The organism is Pseudomonas sp. YJ42, from assembly GCF_047225135.1.
GTDB classification, from domain to species: Bacteria; Pseudomonadota; Gammaproteobacteria; order Pseudomonadales; family Pseudomonadaceae; genus Stutzerimonas; species Stutzerimonas stutzeri_E.
The window spans coordinates 901,960-921,372 of record NZ_CP178378.1 but is presented as its reverse complement, the minus strand read 5'-3'; the positions used below and the strand labels follow the sequence as shown (position 1 = coordinate 921,372).

The window sequence follows — 19,413 nt, the reverse complement described above, 5'->3', positions numbered from 1 at the left end:
GGTGTCTGACAGTTACGGCATCTTGGTTCACTTTCCGGCACGTCCGAACAACGCTTCGCCTAAGAATGGCTTCGAACGATATAGCCTTTGGGTGCCGCTCACCGTGGCGTTTGATCCAGGGCATGAATCAGGAATCATGCAATGTCGAGTATCCAAGAATTTCCCGAACGGCTCAGTGAGTACGAAAGCCTGATCTCGATGAGCACAGACACGCTCGATGCCTTTCCGGGCGCCGTTTATCTGTGCGACAGCGAGGGCTGGGTCGTCAGATACAACACGGAGGCGGCTCGGCTGTGGGGAAGGGTACCCGTGCTCGGGCGTAATGGAGATCGTTTCTGCGGGTCCTATCAGCTCTTCTTGCCCGATGGAACGCCGCTCCCGGCTGACGAGTGTCCGATGGCGACGGCGCTCAAAACCGGCGTCGAAACCAGGAATGCTGACGTGGTACTCCAGCGACCAGACGGCTCGCGGCTGGTGGCTCTGGTAAATATTCGCGCGCTTAGAGATAGGCATGGGGTAATACAAGGAGCAATCAATTGTTTCCAGGACGTGACGGCGCACCATGCCATGGCGCAGGAGCTCGAAGACTTCTTCGACAACAGTGCGGTGGGGCTGCACATCGTAAGTGGTGAAGGAATCATCCAGCGTGCCAATAAGGCCGAGCTCGCCCTGTTGGGTTATACGGCAGAGGAATACGTAGGCCGCCGTATCGCGGATTTTCATGCCGATGCCCCTGTTATCAATGACATTCTTCAAAAGCTTGGCAGCGGCGAGAGCCTGGAAGCCTACCCAGCACGACTCCGTGCCAAGAATGGCACCATCAAGCATGTGCTGATCACCTCCAACGCACGTTTCGAAAACGGGAAGCTTTTCAACACCCGTTGCTTCACGATTGACGTGACTGATGTCCATGCAGCTGAAGCTGCACGGCGTGAAAGTGACGACAGGCTTGCAGCTACGTATGAGGCGGCCACGGTCGGTATCGCTGAGGCTGATTCAGACGGACGTCTCCTTCGTGTGAACGACGCCATCTGCAACATGCTGGGTCGCACGCGCGAACAGCTGCTGGCGATGACCTTTTTCGGGTATACCCATTCGGATTTTGTAGATGAGGATGCGGCCCTCTACGCGCGGCAGGTCGAAGGCGAGATCGATAATTACGTGCTTCGAAAGCGAGCCTTCAAGCCTGATGGCGAAGTTGTCTATCTCGAAATTCACAGCTCGTCGGTAAGAGATGGTTCCGGCAACTTCCGCTACGGAGTTCGCGTGATCCAGGACGTCACCCTCGCGCATCGCATGGAGCAGCGGGTCCGGGAAAGCGAACAGCATATGCGCGATCTTCTCGAAGCGTTGCCTGCTGCGGTGTATACAACCGATGCCGAAGGCCGTATTACCTTTTACAACCGAGCCTGTGTGGAGCTGGCGGGACGGACACCTCAACTGGGCGATATGTGGTGCGTCACGTGGCGTCTCTTGAACACGGATGAATCGCCGCTTCCCCATGATCAATGTCCGATGGCATTGGCGTTGAAGGAAAACCGGCCGATACGAGGCGTCGAGGCAATTGCGGAGCGCCCTGATGGCACCCGCGTGCCCTTTATTCCGTACCCGACTCCGCTCCACGACGCCAACGGCAAGCTGGTCGGCGCGATCAACATGCTTGTGGACATTACAGAGCGTAAACAGGCGGAAGACAGGCAAAAGACCCTTATCGATGAACTCAATCACCGGGTCAAGAACACGCTTGTCACCGTGCAGTCATTGGCGGGCCAAACGGCACGTAGTGCTGACAGCGCAGACGAAGCATATCAGCGGTTCGAAGCCAGGCTGCTAGCATTGTCCAGGGCGCACGACCTCTTGACGAAACGGCATTGGGGGCACTCACCTCTGGGCTCGTTGGTACGCGAGGTGGTCGTGCCAGTGTTTGGGCTCGACGCCAACAGATTGAAGATTGACGGGCCACCGGTCGAGGTTAGTGCTCGCGTTGCGCTCAATCTCACCATGACGCTCAACGAGCTTGCAATCAACGCGTTGAAACATGGGGCCATGACGGTAGAGACAGGCATCCTTGCAATTAGCTGGACCACGCAGCCGCACGCGGATGGTGTCTTGCTTTCACTGGACTGGCGCGAGCATGACGGGCCGCAGGTATCTGAACCAAAGCGGCGGGGCCTGGGGTCGCGTCTGATGGAGCGTTGCATCGAGCGTGACTTGGATGGAAAGTTCGAGCTTATGTTCGCTTCCGAGGGTGTCGTTTGCCGCTTCTCATTAGTCATCGGAGCCTAGTAGCAGTGACACCTCTGCATGGACTCAGGGTGCTTGTCGTTGAAGATGAGGGCGCAGTCGCGATGTTGATCGAGGAAATGTTGGAAGACCTCGGATGCGTTGTTGTTGCGTCTGTTGCGCGGCTTGCCAAGGCGAGCGACGTTGCGCGCTCTATTGAGGTCGACTTAGCGGTGCTGGATGTAAACCTGGCCGGCCAGCTTGTCTTTCCTGTCGCTGAGATTTTGCGCGACCGCAATATTCCCTTTTTCTTCAGTACGGGATATGGCGCCAGCGGATTCCAGGGTGAGTTCGCTTTGCGTCCCGTACTGCACAAGCCGTTTTCGCAAAAAGAACTGGAGGCAAAGATCGTTTTTTGCGCTGGCAATGACGCGTGGCGAATCTATCAAAACTAGTTCGTAGTCCAATGCTTGGACAGGGTTTGTGCTCGCGTCAAATATTTATCAAACAAATCCAATATGGATTAGAAGCGAAGAGTCCGCCCCTGGGACGGTCGCCCAGCGGTACGCTTGGAACTTGCTTAAGGTGCCTTCTTGCGAAATGTCGATCCGTTCCGCAATACCTTTATATAGGTAACAGCCATTGAAAGGAAATGCCGCCACTTCGTCGCCCTGAGCCTGGCCTTTCTCCAGGTCGAATCGTTCATGGCGTCGGTTGCCGTTCTCGTCGGGTTGCTCGTACGGAAAAAACAGACTGGGCGTGAGTCTTTGCTGGCTTTCGATCACCGATATCGCCCCGGTTTCAACAACACGAGCCACCCGTCGCCATTCTTCACGCCGGTTCCCCATGATGCCCGCCATTACTCGGCGCGCATCATAAAGGCTCCGATATCGAGCTTGGGTCATGCGAAAGTCTACCAACCCCAGCGCGCCCTTCAGACGCGACGTTAGCGTCGTTCATGTTGAATCGCTTCAGGCCGAATAGAGGCGAGTCCCCCTGATCCACGCTCGTAGCCGTAACTCGCGATTGTGGTATCGAGTCAAGCTCCGGTGCCCGCGCCAGGATGGGTTGCCAAGTTGCTTGCCACTGCAAGAGCGCTTCCTTGTTATCTTCAAAAATTAAGTCGAAGAACGCCAAAGTCAGTTCCGCAGTTGCGAGCTTCACCTTTGGGTTGAGTCGCGCGCCGCCGGTGAAAGAGCGATCGGTGAACATGCTGTGGGAGCCGCCATGAAAAACGGCAAGCAGCTTGCGTGGATGGGTAATCGCATCGAAGACCGCTAATCGATCCTCCACTCCGGAGTGAAAACCAGGTATCGCAATTACGTCATCGGTCGCTGTCACGTGCAGAGTTGGTATCGAAATGTCTCCTAATACTGCCGCCAAATCTTGTTCACCATAGAACGGCGGCGCGGAGATAACGATCGCTGCAGAGAAGCGTGAATCCAAGCGGTCGATCGTGATACCGCCTCTCACGACCTGCGCTCCGGCCGTGAGCAGTGCAGTGTTCGCGCCGTATGAGTGACCTGCCACGACTATACGTTGCCGATTCACGGCAGCTCCTCGGCTACCTGCATCGACCGAAAGCATCTGGTCGAGCGCAAAACGCACGTCAGCAGCACGGGAGATTGCCTCGGTCTCTTGAGCAGCCGCTTGCAAACGGCGGATTACTTTGTACGGATTGCCTCTCCAAAGCGCCTCATCGCTGCCGACGTGCTGGACGTGCAGACTGGCAACGCCATTGGTTGATAAATGCTTTCCAAGATAGCTGTAACCCTCCCGCGAACCGCCGATGCCATGTGAGAACACGACTAGTGGGACCGACGTTTGATGAATGGCGTGCCGTGGCCAGTACAATCGCGCGGGAACCGGTCGCGAACGAGCGTGATCCATCCAATTAAAATCCGTCACAACATAGGGGCGCTCGTTTAGTTGCTCGCTCATTGCTGAGTGAGGCGCTACCAATGCGACCAACAAAAGCAGTGCGTTTACTTGCCGACGAGTCATAGTCAATAGGCTAAAAGCTGAAGGAATCCGCTTAGAGTTCAACGCAGTCATCGCATACACCCATCAAAAAGTTATGGAGTTTTTAGTCGCAGCGTCATGGGGCCGGTCCTCTCAAGGCCGAGCTAATCCGAGTGGTTTCTCCCCCGGCAAATGCCACTTCAAATACAAGTCGGCCAGTACCCAGTGACCACAGCCGTTTGGCCAGGTTGGAAAGGGGTATCAGACGGGGTCCGGTTAGTCATGAATGCTGGTCCTGCTATCCGACTTGCATTGTTCGTTTAGCGTCGTTCGGAGCTGGAGGCCTTAAGTCGATGACTAAGCGATCAATAGCCCGGTGAAGGAAAACGAGTGCCGGTGAGCTCTTCGGTGATCGTCCATAATCTTGCGGCGAGCTCTGGGTCGCTGGCCTCAGCGGGAACGGTTGCCAGTCCAAGCGGCCCCGCAACCTCTTTCTCGCCAATCGGTCCGTAGTACGCCCCGCCTTGCGCCTCGGGTGCGGTAGCGGCATAGAGAGTGGGAATGGCTCCCTGTGCGGCGGTTGGGAGGCGGGCACGCATGGCCGACCACTGACGCCCCTGCGGGCTGTCAAGGCCGGGACCGCGCTCAACCAGCTCGGTCACCGCGACGCCGGGGTGGGCAGCCAAGCTCCGGACGCCCCAGCCTGCTGCATCGCCGCGCCGTTGCAACTCCAGCGCGAACATCAAACAGGCCAGTTTTGACTGTGCATAGGCAGTCATCGGCTCGTACGTCTGAGTGAACTGCAGATCGTTGAAGTTGATGCTGCCTAGATGGACCGCGATGCTGGACAGCGTGACGACGCGAGGAGAGTCGCTTTTACCCAGGAGCGGAAGCAATTCTGCGGTTAGGACGAAATGCCCGGCGTAGTTCGTGGCGAACTGCATCTCGAAGCCATCCGCGGACGTACTGCGGTCCGGTGGGGCCATGATTGCCGCGTTGTTAATGAGGCCGTCGAGTCGAGGCAGTGTGCTGCCAAGGCGTGCGGCGAGTGCGCGTACCGAGGACAGATCGGACAAATCGAACGATTCGAACTGCACCTTGGCGTCGGGTATGTCTTTTCTGATCTGATCGATCGCTTCTTGACCGCGCTGTGGATTGCGCGAGGCGATGATGACTCTCGCGCCCGCGGCAGCCAGCGCCTTAGCGTCCTCGAAACCCATGCCGCTGGTTCCACCGGTCACTAGGAAGATTCGCTCCTTCTGTGAGGGCATGTCGGCCAGACTCCAATCGGGCTTGGGTTGAGTCTGCGCTAGTGCAGTGTCCAGGGCAAAGGCGCAGCTCAACATTGCACTAAGAGCGGTGATGCGGCCTAGCCAACCATAACGCCGTGGGATTTTTCTCAGCTGTACGTTGATCATTATTTTTTCTCACTTGACCGTAAAAGTTCGAGCTGCGGATCAGGCGGCACACCGACGGGGAGGATCGGCCATGCGTCTTTGCCTTGTGAGGGTGGTAAAGCTATGCTGGGTGCATAACTAAATACACCGAGTGCAAACATTAGTGCACTCGGTGCTGATGTGCAATAGGCCGTTAACATGTCGAAAACTTTTTCACCCGTGAGCGCTGCGCCCACGGAAGGCTTGCGGGAACGCAAGCGTCGCGAAACCCAGCAGCGTATTGCCGAAGTCGGTCAGCGGCTGTTCCTAAGCCAGGGGTACGACAGCACAACACTGGACGCGATTGCTGCGGAGGCAGGCATCTCGCGTCGGACGTTCTTCTCGTACTTCAAGTCGAAGGACGACATCATCTTTTTCTGGGTGGAGGCCGATAGGACGAGTCTGATTGCCAGTCTGCTGAGCGTATCTCCGGACGTGCCGCCACTCGATGCGGTTCGCGACGTGATGGTGAAACATATCGCGCGCTACACAACGGAGCAGATGATCGCTCTCGACAATCTGATGTTGTCGAGTGAATCGCTGCGTACGCGCAAGCAGGCGTATTACGTGGAACAAGAGCAGTCGCTTTTCAATGCGCTTTGTGAGGTGTGGCGGCAGCCAGAGCGCCGTCAGGCGCTTCGGATGGTGGCCATGGTGTCGATAGGTGCTATGAGGCTCGCGCTTCAGGCGTGGCGGGAACAGGTCGACCAACGGAGGCCTGTGGCCGAGTTCCTGCGAGACGCATTCGAAAGCCTGAAGTCTGAACTTTGATCGCCCCGCCTGGGTAGCCCGACTGCTTCGTTTTCGCGCTAAGTAACAGGGGTGGCTACGGCTGTTGCTGCGGCTTGGGTGTGCACCTGGTCGCGGCCCAGCTCTTGAGTCGGCTGGCAGTATCTGGCGGAGGTTACGCGGGGTGATCCAAGCTCGCTCCATTGACCGGGGAGGCGCGATCAGTCGAGATCGCGATCGGACGCTGCCCATATTGGCGAGGGGAGGTGCCCATAACTCGTTTGAACGCCGTGCTGAACGCGCTTTCTGACTCGTAGCCAAGCGAGAAGGAGATGGCGGAAACGGGATCGTTGGAGTTCTCCAACTTATCTCCAGCTAAGAGCATGCGCCAGCGCGTGACGTATTCCATGGGTGAGCTTCCAATCGTTTCCCGGAATTTTTTGGCGAAAGCCGAGCGCGACATGCAGGCACATTCAGCGAGCGCCTTCAGGGTCCAGCGATACGAAGGATCGGCATGGATTGCGCTAATGGCCAGGCCTAATTGCTTGTCTGCCACCCCGAAGAGCCAGCCCGTGCGGTCCGCGCCTTTTTCATCCACATGTAGTCGAAGTGCCTGAACCAGCATCATGTGGGCGAGGTGCTGGGCGATGAGAAAGCTACCTGGTTCGGGATCGCGCAGTTCCTTCATCATTCGTTCTACGGACCAACGCAGTGCAGCTTGTTCTGTTTCGCTGTGGATATGCACGACTGGAGGAAGCATGCCCATTAGAACTGCGGCGTGCCCTCCGCTGACTCCAAACCGGCTGCCGACGAGAGAGAAATCGCCTCCTCCGTTGATCTGCACGACAGCTCCAGGGCGCGGCGGTGGAAAGTAATTGCTGGCAGGCTCTGCTGGTAACGTCATGTCACTGGCCAGGCGGAAAGGGCGTCCGCTAGGCAGGACGAAGCAGTCGCCATTCTTCAGATGCGCGGCCATAGAAACGCCCTCGACGGCCAGCCAGCACTCACCTGAGACCACGGCATAACATTTGATGAGTTTGTTCTGATCCGGAAACTGAATCGACCACACCCCGCCGGCATCGACGCCTGAGGACACATAGCTGCGCGGCTTCAGCAGTGAGAGGACGTCTGAAAGCGGATCCATGGTTCTGCTCGACGATTGAAAGCGACACCGGACTTTACCGCGCAGACAGTGAAGCGGTAAGCACCTATGTTTGTGCGCGACAGATCGGGCAGCTACCAAATCGGTATTTTGCGAGCTCGGACCACTGGCTGGACGCTCGCGAAGATGAAACGGACTTTCACGCATAGGTCATACAAGGCTGCACGCCTAATCTCCGCAGTGGCGTCGGTGTGAACCGTATCCGACTGAACCTGGAGATACCTATGACTAAGAAACCAACTTCTGATCCCGATCAGATCATGCCGGATATGGAGCGGCGTCGACTCCTTGGTCGGCTGGCGCTGGGTGCAGGGGTGGGGGTGCTTGCGGGGCTCGGCGTCTCACGTGTTTCGTACGCTGAGCAGCCTTCAACCAGCAATAGGATTGTCATCACAACACCCGCAGGAAATATCGGCCATCAAGTGCTTGAAATCATTCTTGCCAGCGGCGCTCCTATCAGAGTGATTGAACGCGAGCCTGCGCGTCTTCCTGCGACAGTGCGTGGGCGCGTCGAAGTCATACACGGCTCGCACGGTGATCCGGACATCGTGGACGAAGCGTTCAAGGATACCGATACCGTGTTCTGGTTGTGTCCTCCAGCCTCACAGGCTGACAGCGTTATGGCTGCATACGTGGACTTTAGCCGCCCGGCGTGCGAGGCGATCATTAGAAACGGCGTGCGCCGAGTCGTCAGCATCTCGGCGTTGGGTAGGGGGTCGGCACTGGCGAGGAATGCTGGGTACGTCACCGCCTCGTTGGCGATGGACGATATGATCGCGGCCACTGGCGTAAACTTCCGAGCGCTGACCATGCCGTCCTTCATGGACAACATTGCCCGGCAGGCGATTCCCATCCGGGAGCAAGGTGTGTTCTTCATGCCTATCGACGGCGACCGCAAGCTCCCGACTGTCGCCAGTCGCGACATCGCAACCGTTGCCGCAGGGCTGTTACTAGACCCGACATGGAGGGGATCCAGTGAGGTGCCCGTGTTAGGTCCAGAGGATCTTTCGTTCAACGAGATGGCACGCATCATGTCCGAGGTGCTGGGCAAGCCCATACGCTATCGGCAGATCAGCTATGAGACCTACAAGGCCGGCTTTGTACAGCGCGGTATGTCGGACGCCATGGCCCAAGGTATGACTGACATGGCCAGGGCCAAGAACGAAGGGCTCGACAACAGGGTGCGCCGTACGAGTGGTAACAGTACGCCTACAACCTTCATGCAGTGGTGCGAAGAGGAATTGCGACCGCAAATCCTCGTGTAGCGGCCCGTTCGCGCCCGGCCACGATGATGTGGCCCAGCGTCTCGTCCGCTTGGCTTCAGACGTCGCTTTCAACCGATCATGCTGTCTCTCCACGAGGGTGGCCACAGCTGGGCAAAGCTTCATAAATTTGGCGAGAAGCGTCGAACGTTGGCCACATTGCTGTTCGATTTCCTGGTTAAGATCCCCGTAGGCCTTCGTGGCAAAGACCTGCTCGTGGAAACCAGAGGTCAATCCCGAAAAGCGCAGCGGAGTCCTCAATGACGACTGCCTCAAGTCTACGAGCGCTACCGAGGAAAACGCATCCAGGTGCACGTAATGCACGAGTACGCCGGGGTCGCATTGGGCGAGATGGCCGCTGCCCTGAGCCTGGTGAGGTGATGCACTACTTCAGCGATTCGAAACAGGACTTTATCAAGTGCGACTCCGAGGGGCGCGTAGAGGTCCCGAAACTCGCCACCAACTGGACGCCAGCCTCGGCACGCACCCGTACGCGCAGCACTCCCCCAACTTTAGCCGGCGATCCGCTTACGCTGGTCCCCAATGAGGACCGGAATCTCATTCAAACAGCCGCGGCCAAACCCCTTGGCCGTACGGCGAAAACCTCCAAGCTCCCGCTCGAAGTCGAGCAATACGAGGTCGCCGGCATTCTGGTCAGGCAATCAGCGCACTGCAAGGAGCAGAATCGGGCCTGGCATAAGTGCGAGTGTTGGGGGATGGTCGTGGCGAGCGTTGTGGGATACGGCCCGACCCAGGTCAAACCTATATCGAGTCTGCGGCCGAACGCTGCGCTTACGGCTTCGTTGCGCAGTAACGTGTACTGAAGGGCGTTTTGGTTCTAGCTATGACGGCAGTAACGCAGCCTGCGTTTGGAGCAATAAAATCAAAAAAGCCCGGCCAGGCCGGGCTTCGCTAAGGCATCCTTACATGTTACATGCCCAGTGCGTTTGGAAGTGCCAACGACAACGCCGGGATATAAGTGATAAGCACCAGGAAGCTGATGAGCAGCATCAGCCATGGCATGGCTGCGCGAACCACTTGCGGCACTGACATGCCCGTCACCGCTGAGGTGACGAACAGGTTCAGGCCAACCGGCGGCGTGATCAGTCCGATCTCCATATTCACGACCATGATGATACCCAGGTGGATCGGATCGATCCCCAGCTCCACGGCGATTGGGAACAGGATCGGCGCCAGGATCAGGATGATTGCAGAAGGTTCCATGAAGGCACCCGCTACCAACAACACGATGTTCACCACTAGCAGGAACATCCAGGGCTGTAGTCCCGCCTCAAGCACCATTGCAGTGATCTGCTGCGGAATTTGCTCGGTCGTCAGCACATGCGCGAACAGCATGGCGTTGGCGATGATGAACATGAGCATGATCGAAAGCTTGCCGGACTCGAGAACGACCTTCGGACAGTCGCGCAGTGTGATGTCCTTGTAGACAAACACTGCGACGAAAGCTGAATAGATCGCGGCGACCGCCGCGGCTTCGGTCGGCGTGAACATGCCCGAATAAATGCCGCCCAGGATCACTACCATCAACAGCAAGCCCCAGATAGCTTTGCGAGCAGCCGAGAGCCATTCCTTGAACGTAGCGCGTGGCAGGGCCGGCAGTTTCTTTTTGACAGCGATGATGTAGATGGCGGCCATCAGCACCACGCCAAGCATGATTCCGGGTACCACACCGGCCATGAATAGCTTGCCGACCGAAGTCTCGGTGGCAGCGGCGTAAACGACCATCACGACCGAGGGCGGTATAAGAATTCCCAGTGTACCGGCATTGCAGACGATGCCTGCGCCAAAGGCTTGGGGGTAGCCGGATCTCACCATGCCTGCAATTGCAATCGATCCTACGGCCGCCACGGTAGCCGGACTTGATCCAGACAGCGCAGCGAACAGCATGCACGCCAGAACCGCACCAATGGCCAATCCTCCACGGATGTGGCCGACGCACGCGTTGGCGAAATCAATCAGTCGGCGGGCGACGCCGCCGGTTGTCATGAACGCGCCGGCGAGCAGGAAGAATGGAATGGCCAGCAGGGTGTAGTGCTCGGACGTCTCGAACAGCTTGATTGCCAGGGATGTTACCGAGTCAGGACTGAACAGCATGATTGTGAGCGAGCCAGCCAGCCCCAATGAGATTGCGACCGGCACACCGATAAACATGAGTGCGAAGAGCGCGACGAAGAGGAAAAGTATGGTCATTTACTTCGACTCCTCTGCGCCCAGCTTCACCGCTTCGGCGGCCTCATCTGCCAGGCCGAGCCCGGTTTGCTCGTTACGCAGAAGGCGTACGAAGATCTCGGCGAAACGGATGAACACGAGGGAAAAGCCGACCGGAACGATCATACCGATGTGCCATTGCTTAACGCCGAAATGTCCAAGGTCCTCGGCCCCGATGTTGGCGTTCAGCAACGCCGATATCCAGCTGAAGCTCGCCGAGGCCAGCAGACCGGCATAGCCAAGGCAAAACAGGCACGCGAGGACACCGATATAGCGCTGGACATGGCGCGGGGCGAGTTTGACCAGAGCGTCGACCCCAATGTGGCCGGCGGTGCGTACGCCATAAGCCAGGCCAAAGAAGATCAACCACGCAAATAGCGCTTTGGTCAGGGCGGTACTCCAGGTCATCGACTGGGCCAACCCGATGGTGAAGTCGCCCATGGCGAAGAACAGGTTTTCAACAGACGAGAAGCGGTCTCCCAAGTTGTAAAACAAGGTGTACAGGTTATTGAGGATGACGTAGACAAAGGTGACTAGCGTCATGGCAGCAAGCAGGAGGGCAATGAAGCCCTCTTCAAAGTGATCCCAAGCGCGCCTGAGGGCGTTCATGGATGTCTCTCCAGTAGTACCAGCATTGTTATATGGCACTTGAGGCGTGCCGTTGATTAGCCGCGGCAGGCGTGAATAGGGATGCTCATAGCGGCTGCCGTGAGCGGCGTACTCAATGACCTGTCGGGAATCTGGAGAGCAAGGCATATGCCAGAAGACCACATGTAATGCTGCGATGGCGGAAACGAAATCGCCTGAATGAGGCGCCACGCGTCAATCCTGGGTCAGGCAGTAAAGTGTTCGTTTTGGCCGTGACGCGAATGAGAAACCCCAACAAAAAGGCAGGGCATCCTGGGCAGCAAAATCGATAAATAAGGCGGCTTTCCGCCCTTGGTCAGAGCACGAAGGCGGAGTTCCGCCATGAACCGCGCCAGGCAATAGAAGCGAACAGGTGTGGGCGGTCATCGCTGGGGCCAGGTGAGGCAGCCAAAGAGGGCGCACGAACATTGTAGGCGTGGCGAAACGAGAGCAGGCCGCTACGTCATCGCTCACGTTTATCGTCTCATCCGCATTGCTCGGCCAAGCAAGCCGATGCAGGCCAAGGGCAGGTTATTGCCGAATAGTTCGGGTTTCGGCGCCTGCTTGCAGGCGCCTGCATTTATCGGGCGGTACAAGCCCTGCCTGTCATCGAGGCAGTCCTGCCTTCTTTTGATTGGCACGCCGCGCCAACATGTTTAACACCTCGACGCCCGCGGAGAACGCCATTGCGGCATACACATAGCCCTTGGGGACGTGGGCACCGAAACCTTCCGCGATCAGCGTCATTCCGATCATCAGCAGAAAGCCTAGGGCAAGCATCACGACAGTCGGATTGTCATTGATGAACTTGGCTAGCGGGTTGGCCGCGACCAGCATCACGGTTACCGCGACAACAACCGCGATGACCATGATCGCCACATGGTCAGTCATGCCGACCGCCGTGATGATACTGTCGACCGAGAAGACCAGATCGAGCAGCAGGATTTGCGCGATCGCGGCGCTAAAGCCCATCACCGCGGAATTCTCTACGGGCTTGCCTTCAAACATGTCCCCTCCCGGGGTGGGGTCCATGCTGTGGTGAATCTCTTTTGTGGCCTTCCAGAGGAGAAATAGCCCTCCCGCTATCAGGATCATGTCTTTCCACGACAAGGCATTACCAAACAGCTCGACTACCGGTTCGGTGAGCTGGACGATCCAAGCCACTGTACCCAGCAAACCCAGGCGCAAAATGAGCGCGAGGCCAATACCAATACGCCGCGCTCGCTCACGCTGATGCTCGGGAAGCTTGTTGGTCAAAATCGAAATGAAGATCAGGTTATCGATACCGAGAACCACCTCCATCGCGATTAAGGTGGCCAGGGCCACCCAGGTGGTGGGTTCGGAGAACAGCTGGATAAGCGATTCCATCAAGGATCTCTAGGCTAGGGGGGGTGATGGTCCCAAAACAGGGATACCAAGGCGGCGAGAGCATATCCGGAACCCCTCTTGGCTGAGAGCAATGAGGCTGGTCCGATTTGTTTCAACAAGATTCAACCCGAACTCGCCGCCAACAAACCTTGCCATTGCACTAAAAGCCAGTTGATTGCCGGTCCAAATAGGAGTGGGATACGCGTCGATTGCTACCAATCACACCTTCTTCCCACCTCTCATGAGCTTTTTTACATGAACACCTATCAAATAGTCCTTTGCGCCATCCTCAGCTTAGGTGTCTTGGGTACTGGGGCCCTGCTCGACTATCGCAATGCCGATCGTGATCGTGCTGCGCGTACGACGGACTATTCGAACCCCAATACCCTTCTGACGGGACGGTCCAAGCCACGAAGCGAGGGTGTGAAAGAGAAGGTCTAGGAATTCACCATTTGACGCGAGACTGGTGACCCCAGCTTCGACCGGCGCGGCAATAAGCCGAATGAACGACATGCGCTCCACTCGACCTGGTTAAGCGGACTGAGTATTCCGCTTAGCCTCGCTGCCTTCTCCAGGCTCGGCTGGCAACCACCAGCAACGTCACCGCGGTGAGCGGCAGGACATAGCCGAGCATCGCATCGGCGAAGGTTTCAGCGAACGGCTCGCTGGAGCTGGTCATTACCAGATAGGCCGTATATGCGACGTAATAGACCAGGAACAACAGGCCCTCCCACCGGCTGATGCTGTAGCCGGTGAAGAATATGGGCAGACATGCCAGCGCAACAGCAATCATCACTGGAAAATCGAACGCCAGTGCACTTGCGGCCACCGCAACGGCCTGTGGTGCGACCAGTGCCGATAGCCCTAGCACGCACAGTAAATTGAAGATGTTGCTGCCAACGATATTGCCCACCGCGATGTCTCTTTCTCCACGGATCGCGGCAAGTATCGAAGTGGCCAGCTCCGGCAGCGAAGTGCCGACGGCAATAACCGTCAAACCGATCACCAGTTCTGACAATCCCAGCGCACGCGCCAGCGATACTGCGCCCTCAACCAGGAAGTTAGAGCCGACCACAAGTAAAACCAAACCGAAAATGATCAGAGCTGCATTCATGTAGCTGGAGTAGGGCTTGGCGTGCGCGTCGGCAGCAAACTCTTTGGCAAACTCGTCATTTGCAATGGCTTGGGCATTTGCGCGACGGCTGCTCTGGATCAGGAAAATCGTGTACCCGATTATGGCGGCAAACAGCACGGCTCCATCCAAACGGCTTAGCGTGCCATTCCATGCCAATGCATAGGTAACTAAGCTGGCGGCGATCATGATCGGTACGTCGAGGCGAATCAGTTGACGAGACACGACCAGGGGAGCGATGAGCGCTGTCAGGCCTAGGATGAACAAGACGTTAGCGATGTTGCTGCCGACCACGTTGCCGATGGCGATATCACCGCTGCCTTTAAGCGCTGCTTGCACACTTACGGCAGTCTCAGGCGCGCTAGTGCCGAACGCCACCACTGTCAATCCAATGATCAGCGGGGAGATGCCAAATTGCGAGGCCAGTTTGGCCGCGCCGCGCACCAGCACCTCGGCGCCAGCGACAAGAAGCACTAGGCCGGCGATCAGGTAGACAAACGTCATCAAGGTCACGGAACGAGTACTCCAAGAGCAATAACATCCAGCGCACCGAGTCGTGGGCTAATACTAGATCACCTCTAATGTGCGGCAAGGCTAGTTCTGTAGCGAGGACTGCCTTTTACGGGCCGTCTGAATAACTCAGACTATTTAGCTGGTTCGTCAACACGCTAGTATCGTCAAAGATAGGGTGAAAAGATTTCATAGCGAGATCTTCAATCGTAAGCACCCCAGCGAAGCCGCCGTACTCATCGATGACGCAAGCTAATTGATTGGTTGTTTGAACCAACCAATCGAGCGCATCTGACAACGTCTCCCTTGCCCTCCGGCGCTATGCCAGCTGCAACACAGCTTGATGCCGGAAACGAAACAAGCTCGGATTGATACTGGCTTAGCAGGTCGGAAGGACGCTTAGATCCTGTTTGGCTCGTACGCTTTCGCGCCAAATAAATGTCCCGATAGTGTCGTCTGGCCGGCATGTTTCATGCCGTTCCGTTGTGGTATTAATCCTCTATGCGCAGTTGGCTGAGTTAGAAAAGCCAGTGCAAACGGATGCATACGAGGTGGTGGCTTGACTGAATCGCGGGCTTGTTACGAATATGAATACTCAATTGCCGAACGCTGCCGGAAAGGGAGCGTAGAATTCCTTCCGAGACCCGATAAGGAGTCGGAACTTGATGTTTGGCGCAGGCTATTGCTAAGAACGATTTGCGAGGCAATAGGGCGCACGGAGCGAGATTTGGTGTTTGACACGCCGTATGGATTGTTTGGTGATGCTAGCGTCAGGGACCATCACATACTGGAGCGTGTCGCTTACCTTCGTTTGACAATAAAGGCTGTGCCTGACTTTGTTTACAACCTCGATGACTACTCATTTTTCCGGCGGGTTGACAGCTGATTTTTGAGCGAGGCGAACGACCAAGGCGCAATGCTCCGACATGAACGTGCGGCTCAATGTTTCCTAGAGCTTGGCGCCCAGGTACTCCTTGACGATGTCTGGTGATGTTAACGGCGTCCCGTGGCCGATCTTCTGATCGACGACCTGACGCGCCGCCTCCAGGATCTGGTCGACCGTTGCTGGCAGGTAATCCCCCAGCTCATCACGTACGAGGAGGGAGGAATCAAAAGCGAAGGAAACTTGAGACATGGCAGCATGCTCCGGTTGCTCGGGCGAAATTGCCCGGAACCGACCTGGCACGGCGCAGCGCAAGCGGTCACAGGAGCATCGCCGGCTTGCGGCCGCCAACGCGCCCCGCGCGTGCAGCCCTTGACGGCGAGCACGCCGTGACAAAGTGAGGGAACCAGCAAGACCGTCCCATACCCACTCTCCTGGCACGGACAGGCAAGCGGAGCGAACAAATTTTGCGGGACAAGTCTTCGAGCAGCGCTGTTAGCGCTTACCGAGCCGCTGCCAGTCATCAAAATGGCTTGAATATGACCAAGAATATGATGACGAGGGGTGCGCCGATGATGATCGGCAGCATGTCCATCGCATTGAAGCTAACTCCCCCTCCACCCATGCTGACCATGCGTCGCAAGCTCCCCGCCTGAACGCCATGGACGCCTGCCAGCAGCAGGGCGAGACTTATCTTGGTGGTCAGCCAGCCGTTGCCAAACCAGTCGCCCTCCATCGCTATGAGCAAACCGCTGCTTAAGGCCAGCACCATCGCTGGTGTTGTGAGCACCCGATCCCATTTTTGCAATATGCGCAGTCTCGCCAGTTCCTGAGGCAACGCAACGCCAGGCAATTTCCGTCCCGCCCGCAGCAGCAGGGCCTGAACGGTCATTCCGGAGACCCAAAATAAGACGAAGAAGATATGCAGGGCCTTGAGCGTCAAATACATCGTGGCTCACTTCCTTTGCTCGAATGCTTCGCTACGGATCAGCGAGCGGACCGTCACAAAGGCCCCTAGCGGTATGAAGGCGGCAGCCAGCACCCGGCGCAGGCGACGATTGTCCCAGCCTTCGGTCATAGCGACATTGAGTGCCGTCCAGATGTAGAGGATGAACGCAACACCGTGGACAGGCCCAAACCAGGAGACCATTTGCGGATACCCCCAGAGATGCTTTAGGGGAACCGCAACGGTTACCAGAAACAGGAGAGTCGAGCCCTCGAGCAAGGCCGCACCTACCAGAAACCGGCGCATTGGGGAAACCTTGGAATTGTTATCCATCACAAGCTCTTAGCGGGAAAAGAGGCTGCATTGTCGAGGTAGGCTCGACCAGCTACCATTGTCCGAAATGCCATTATTAGAAAGAATTCGGCCAGTCTGAAGAAATTTGGCTAACGGCGACATACAGGAGGTTCAATCATGCCCACGCCGCAGAGCCACCGAGTGGCAGTCCTCGCTTTCGATGGTGTGGTGACGGGTGATCTCAGCATTCCATGTGAGCTTTTCGGGAGCGTAGAGCTTGGAGATGGGCGCCTCCCGTATCAGGTCCAGGTCTGCGCCAGCGCGCCAGTTGTGAAGACGCACCTGTTCGATTTGCACACTCGATGGTCTCTGGATGTGGTACGCCATGCACACACAGTGATCGTGCCCGGGTTGGCCAATCCAGCCGATGACGTTCCGGTTGAGATCGTCGAAGTGCTCCGACAGGCCCAGGCGACCGGAGCTAGGATCGCATCCATCTGTACAGGAGCTTTCGTTCTGGCGGCAACCGGGCTGTTGGACGGATTGCGTGTTACCACCCACTGGAAGGCCGCGAACCTGCTGGCCAGCCTTCATCCCGCGATCCATGTCGACCCGAACGTGTTGTTCATCGACAACGGCCAGTTGCTGACTTCTGCGGGAGCCATGGCCGGCATGGATCTATGTCTGCATATGGTTAAGCGGGACCATGGCGCAACGGTTGCCGGCAGCGCCGCTAGGCTCGCGGTGGTGCCTCTGGAACGCTCCGGTGGCCAAGCTCAGTTCATCGTCAGGAAAACTCCAGACTCGCACACTAGTCTTTCTCAGGTTCTGCAATGGATCGACACTCAACTGGTCAAAACCATTACGGTGGACGACATTGCGGAGTTTGCTGCTGTCAGCACTAGGACTCTCAACCGGCGCTTTCAGGAGCAGCTTGGCGTTAGCCCACTGCAATGGGTCATCCAATCCCGAGTAAATCGCGCGCAGTGCCTTCTAGAGTCGACGGATATCACCATTGAGCACGTAGCGGCGGAAGTGGGTTTTGGTTCGCCCGTTTCTCTACGAAAGCATTTCATGCAGATCGTTGGAACCAGTCCAACTGCTTATCGTCGGGCGTTCAGGAAAGCCGCAGATTAGGAACATGCATGAGGCCGAGGCCTGTGACGTAGTTCTCCGGCGTCGCCATTGATGGTTTTTCGAACCAAGGACAGAGGCGGTTCTACACCTTGGATCAGGCGCCCTGCGTTGCTGATGGTGTTCTGGCAGGACGTTGGTGTGGATCTATTGACGGTAGCGTGGCGACGCTGGCCCGGCTGTTCGCTGACCAGCGGTCAGCTATCGAGAAGCTGGCTTCGGGCCATCCTGGCTGTCCGTAGATGAGTACCAGCGCCTAACTGGCGGAAACGCCAGCATCATCGACGTGCTGGCAGTGCTTGATGCAGAGGGTACTGTGTTCGATCCGCCGCGGGCCGACATCAACACACGTCAAGTTGATCTGTCCTGATGTTTTCGTTGATAACAATGTTGTGTCCGAGCTGCGCAAAACAAAGTCCGGCCGGGCGGACCCTACGGAGTCGATACCGCCATCGCATGCTGTTGCGCCCGGCTTCATGTGCCGGACTCTCGAGCCGAGCGTGACGCGCTGATTGCGGCAAACGCGCTCGCTCACGGAATGACCGTTGTCACCCGCAACGTAGCCGATTTCGTATCCACAGGCGTTCCTGTCCTTAATCCGTGGAAGCATAACTTTGAGGGCTGCGTCGCTTGATGCCGGTCGCACGACCTGGCCGCGCCGGCGCAGGTGACGATACGAGATGAGCCGCGCAGCCGGCGGCTGCCGAACGCGTACTGACCGCATCCCAAGGCATATCTGCACGCAGACGATGCTCCCCTATGCGCTCACTGCGTATCCGGAAAGCGAGGCGCCTATCTAGCGACGGATCGTCAGCCCAATTACCCGAGAAACAACCAGGGCGATGTACATCAGTCCCGCAATTTCCTCGAGCATGACCAAAGCGCGGGCGGCTGGTCGGATGGGAAGGATGTCACCGAGCCCGACACCGGACAGTACGGTCACGCTGAGAAACAGCAGCTCGAGCCAGGATCGCGGTTCATCGGGCTGTAGCTGAGCAACGAAACTTCCAGGGGCGAGAAGTTGGCAGGCGGCATAGGTATAGGCGAATGCCCACGCGAGCAGCGTGAACGTTGCGCCTACGGCGAATAATTCGTCTTTGGTGGTGCGCTGGTCTTCCATCATGTAGCCAATCAGGCCGGCCGCCGCATAGAAGTAGAACCCTGCCTCGAATACAACCAGTACCAAGCGTAGGTTCGGCACCGCTGTTAGCTCCGCCGCCACCGTGAGCAAGAGAATGGCGGCTGCGAGTATGAATGCCACTGAATGGATTGTCGGGCTGCGATTGACGATGCGCAGCGCCGAAACCAGTACCACGACACCGAAAGCGCCAAAGGCAGCGCGACCGAGCGGGGTATTTTCCATGAACGGGTAGAGGAGGATGCCCAGCAGTTGGATAAACAGTAGCCCAGCCGAGGGGTATCGAACGACGTAGCTCAGTATAGGTTTGCTCATTGGGTACGTATTGCCAGCAGGTGCGGTTGGGGAACGGCGCAGTCGGTGAAGTGATGCTTCTTG

Annotated in this window: 16 protein-coding genes and 2 pseudogenes; 6 read left to right on the top strand and 12 right to left on the bottom strand. The window is 57.2% G+C overall.

What is annotated here, in order from left to right; genetic code table 11:
- The first annotated feature begins 141 nt into the window (after window positions 1-141).
- Together ACL0K2_RS03955 and ACL0K2_RS03950 are read left to right on the top strand one after the other, a co-directional pair.
- Entirely contained in the window at window positions 142-2,286 is a 2,145-nt protein-coding gene (locus tag ACL0K2_RS03955) for a PAS domain S-box protein (protein WP_413043819.1), read from the top strand.
- Window positions 2,287-2,315: 29 nt separating this feature from the next.
- Window positions 2,316-2,678 (top strand): response regulator, encoded by a 363-nt coding sequence (locus tag ACL0K2_RS03950; RefSeq protein WP_413043818.1) that lies wholly within the window; start codon window positions 2,316-2,318, stop codon window positions 2,676-2,678.
- A gap of 48 nt (window positions 2,679-2,726) precedes the next feature.
- Here the strand turns inward: ACL0K2_RS03950 and ACL0K2_RS03945 are convergent, their stop codons facing one another.
- The 3 genes from ACL0K2_RS03945 to ACL0K2_RS03935 form a co-directional block, all read right to left on the bottom strand.
- Entirely contained in the window at window positions 2,727-3,128 is a 402-nt protein-coding gene (locus ACL0K2_RS03945; RefSeq protein WP_413043817.1) for a hypothetical protein, read from the bottom strand.
- On the bottom strand, window positions 3,097-4,278 hold the full coding sequence (locus tag ACL0K2_RS03940; protein WP_239609521.1) for an alpha/beta hydrolase family protein: 1,182 nt from the start codon (window positions 4,276-4,278) through the stop codon (window positions 3,097-3,099). Before ACL0K2_RS03940 ends, ACL0K2_RS03945 begins: the two co-directional genes overlap by 32 nt.
- A 272-nt stretch (window positions 4,279-4,550) precedes the next feature.
- On the bottom strand, window positions 4,551-5,531 hold the full coding sequence (locus ACL0K2_RS03935; RefSeq protein WP_239609549.1) for an SDR family oxidoreductase: 981 nt from the start codon (window positions 5,529-5,531) through the stop codon (window positions 4,551-4,553).
- A 249-nt stretch (window positions 5,532-5,780) separates the two neighbouring features.
- Between ACL0K2_RS03935 and ACL0K2_RS03930 the strand changes: the two genes are divergently transcribed.
- Complete coding sequence (locus tag ACL0K2_RS03930; protein ID WP_239609519.1) at window positions 5,781-6,392, top strand: TetR/AcrR family transcriptional regulator; 612 nt, start codon at window positions 5,781-5,783, stop codon at window positions 6,390-6,392.
- Between the two features lie 133 nt (window positions 6,393-6,525).
- Here the strand turns inward: ACL0K2_RS03930 and ACL0K2_RS03925 are convergent, their stop codons facing one another.
- Complete coding sequence (locus ACL0K2_RS03925) at window positions 6,526-7,494, bottom strand: AraC family transcriptional regulator (protein WP_413043816.1); 969 nt, start codon at window positions 7,492-7,494, stop codon at window positions 6,526-6,528.
- A 242-nt stretch (window positions 7,495-7,736) separates the two neighbouring features.
- Here ACL0K2_RS03925 and ACL0K2_RS03920 point away from each other — a divergent pair, with 242 nt between their 5' ends.
- Window positions 7,737-8,777 carry an NAD(P)H-binding protein gene (locus ACL0K2_RS03920; RefSeq protein WP_413043815.1) on the top strand — a complete coding sequence of 347 codons (1,041 nt, stop codon included), beginning with the start codon at window positions 7,737-7,739 and terminating at the stop codon, window positions 8,775-8,777.
- A gap of 927 nt (window positions 8,778-9,704) precedes the next feature.
- Here the strand turns inward: ACL0K2_RS03920 and dctM are convergent.
- From dctM to ACL0K2_RS03885, 7 genes and pseudogenes are all read right to left on the bottom strand, one after another.
- The gene (dctM, locus tag ACL0K2_RS03915) at window positions 9,705-10,985 is read right to left on the bottom strand and encodes a C4-dicarboxylate TRAP transporter large permease protein DctM (RefSeq protein ID WP_239609513.1); all 1,281 of its coding nucleotides are present in this window, start codon (window positions 10,983-10,985) and stop codon (window positions 9,705-9,707) included.
- Window positions 10,986-11,612, bottom strand: coding sequence for a TRAP transporter small permease (locus tag ACL0K2_RS03910; RefSeq protein ID WP_239609511.1), 627 nt, complete (start codon window positions 11,610-11,612; stop codon window positions 10,986-10,988).
- Window positions 11,613-12,236: 624 nt separating this feature from the next.
- Window positions 12,237-12,998: a TerC family protein gene (locus ACL0K2_RS03905; protein ID WP_413043814.1), complete on the bottom strand. Its 762-nt coding sequence runs from the start codon at window positions 12,996-12,998 to the stop codon at window positions 12,237-12,239.
- A 553-nt stretch (window positions 12,999-13,551) separates the two neighbouring features.
- Entirely contained in the window at window positions 13,552-14,643 is a 1,092-nt protein-coding gene (locus ACL0K2_RS03900; RefSeq protein WP_413043813.1) for a calcium/sodium antiporter, read from the bottom strand.
- Between the two features lie 949 nt (window positions 14,644-15,592).
- Window positions 15,593-15,775: pseudogene (locus ACL0K2_RS03895) on the bottom strand (DNA repair protein RadC); the annotation flags it as partial.
- Window positions 15,776-16,046: 271 nt separating this feature from the next.
- A complete protein-coding gene (locus tag ACL0K2_RS03890) occupies window positions 16,047-16,472 on the bottom strand; it encodes a CopD family protein (RefSeq protein WP_413043812.1) in 426 nt (141 codons plus the stop codon).
- A 6-nt stretch (window positions 16,473-16,478) separates the two neighbouring features.
- Window positions 16,479-16,802 (bottom strand): DUF3817 domain-containing protein, encoded by a 324-nt coding sequence (locus ACL0K2_RS03885; RefSeq protein WP_413043811.1) that lies wholly within the window; start codon window positions 16,800-16,802, stop codon window positions 16,479-16,481.
- Between the two features lie 138 nt (window positions 16,803-16,940).
- Here ACL0K2_RS03885 and ACL0K2_RS03880 point away from each other — a divergent pair, with 138 nt between their 5' ends.
- On the top strand, window positions 16,941-17,900 hold the full coding sequence (locus ACL0K2_RS03880) for a GlxA family transcriptional regulator (RefSeq protein WP_413043810.1): 960 nt from the start codon (window positions 16,941-16,943) through the stop codon (window positions 17,898-17,900).
- Between the two features lie 436 nt (window positions 17,901-18,336).
- Window positions 18,337-18,531, top strand: a pseudogene (locus ACL0K2_RS03875) (hypothetical protein); the annotation flags it as partial.
- Window positions 18,532-18,693: 162 nt separating this feature from the next.
- Here ACL0K2_RS03875 and ACL0K2_RS03870 read toward each other — a convergent pair.
- Window positions 18,694-19,350, bottom strand: coding sequence for an ion channel (locus ACL0K2_RS03870; RefSeq protein WP_413043809.1), 657 nt, complete (start codon window positions 19,348-19,350; stop codon window positions 18,694-18,696).
- Between the last annotated feature and the right edge of the window lie 63 nt (window positions 19,351-19,413).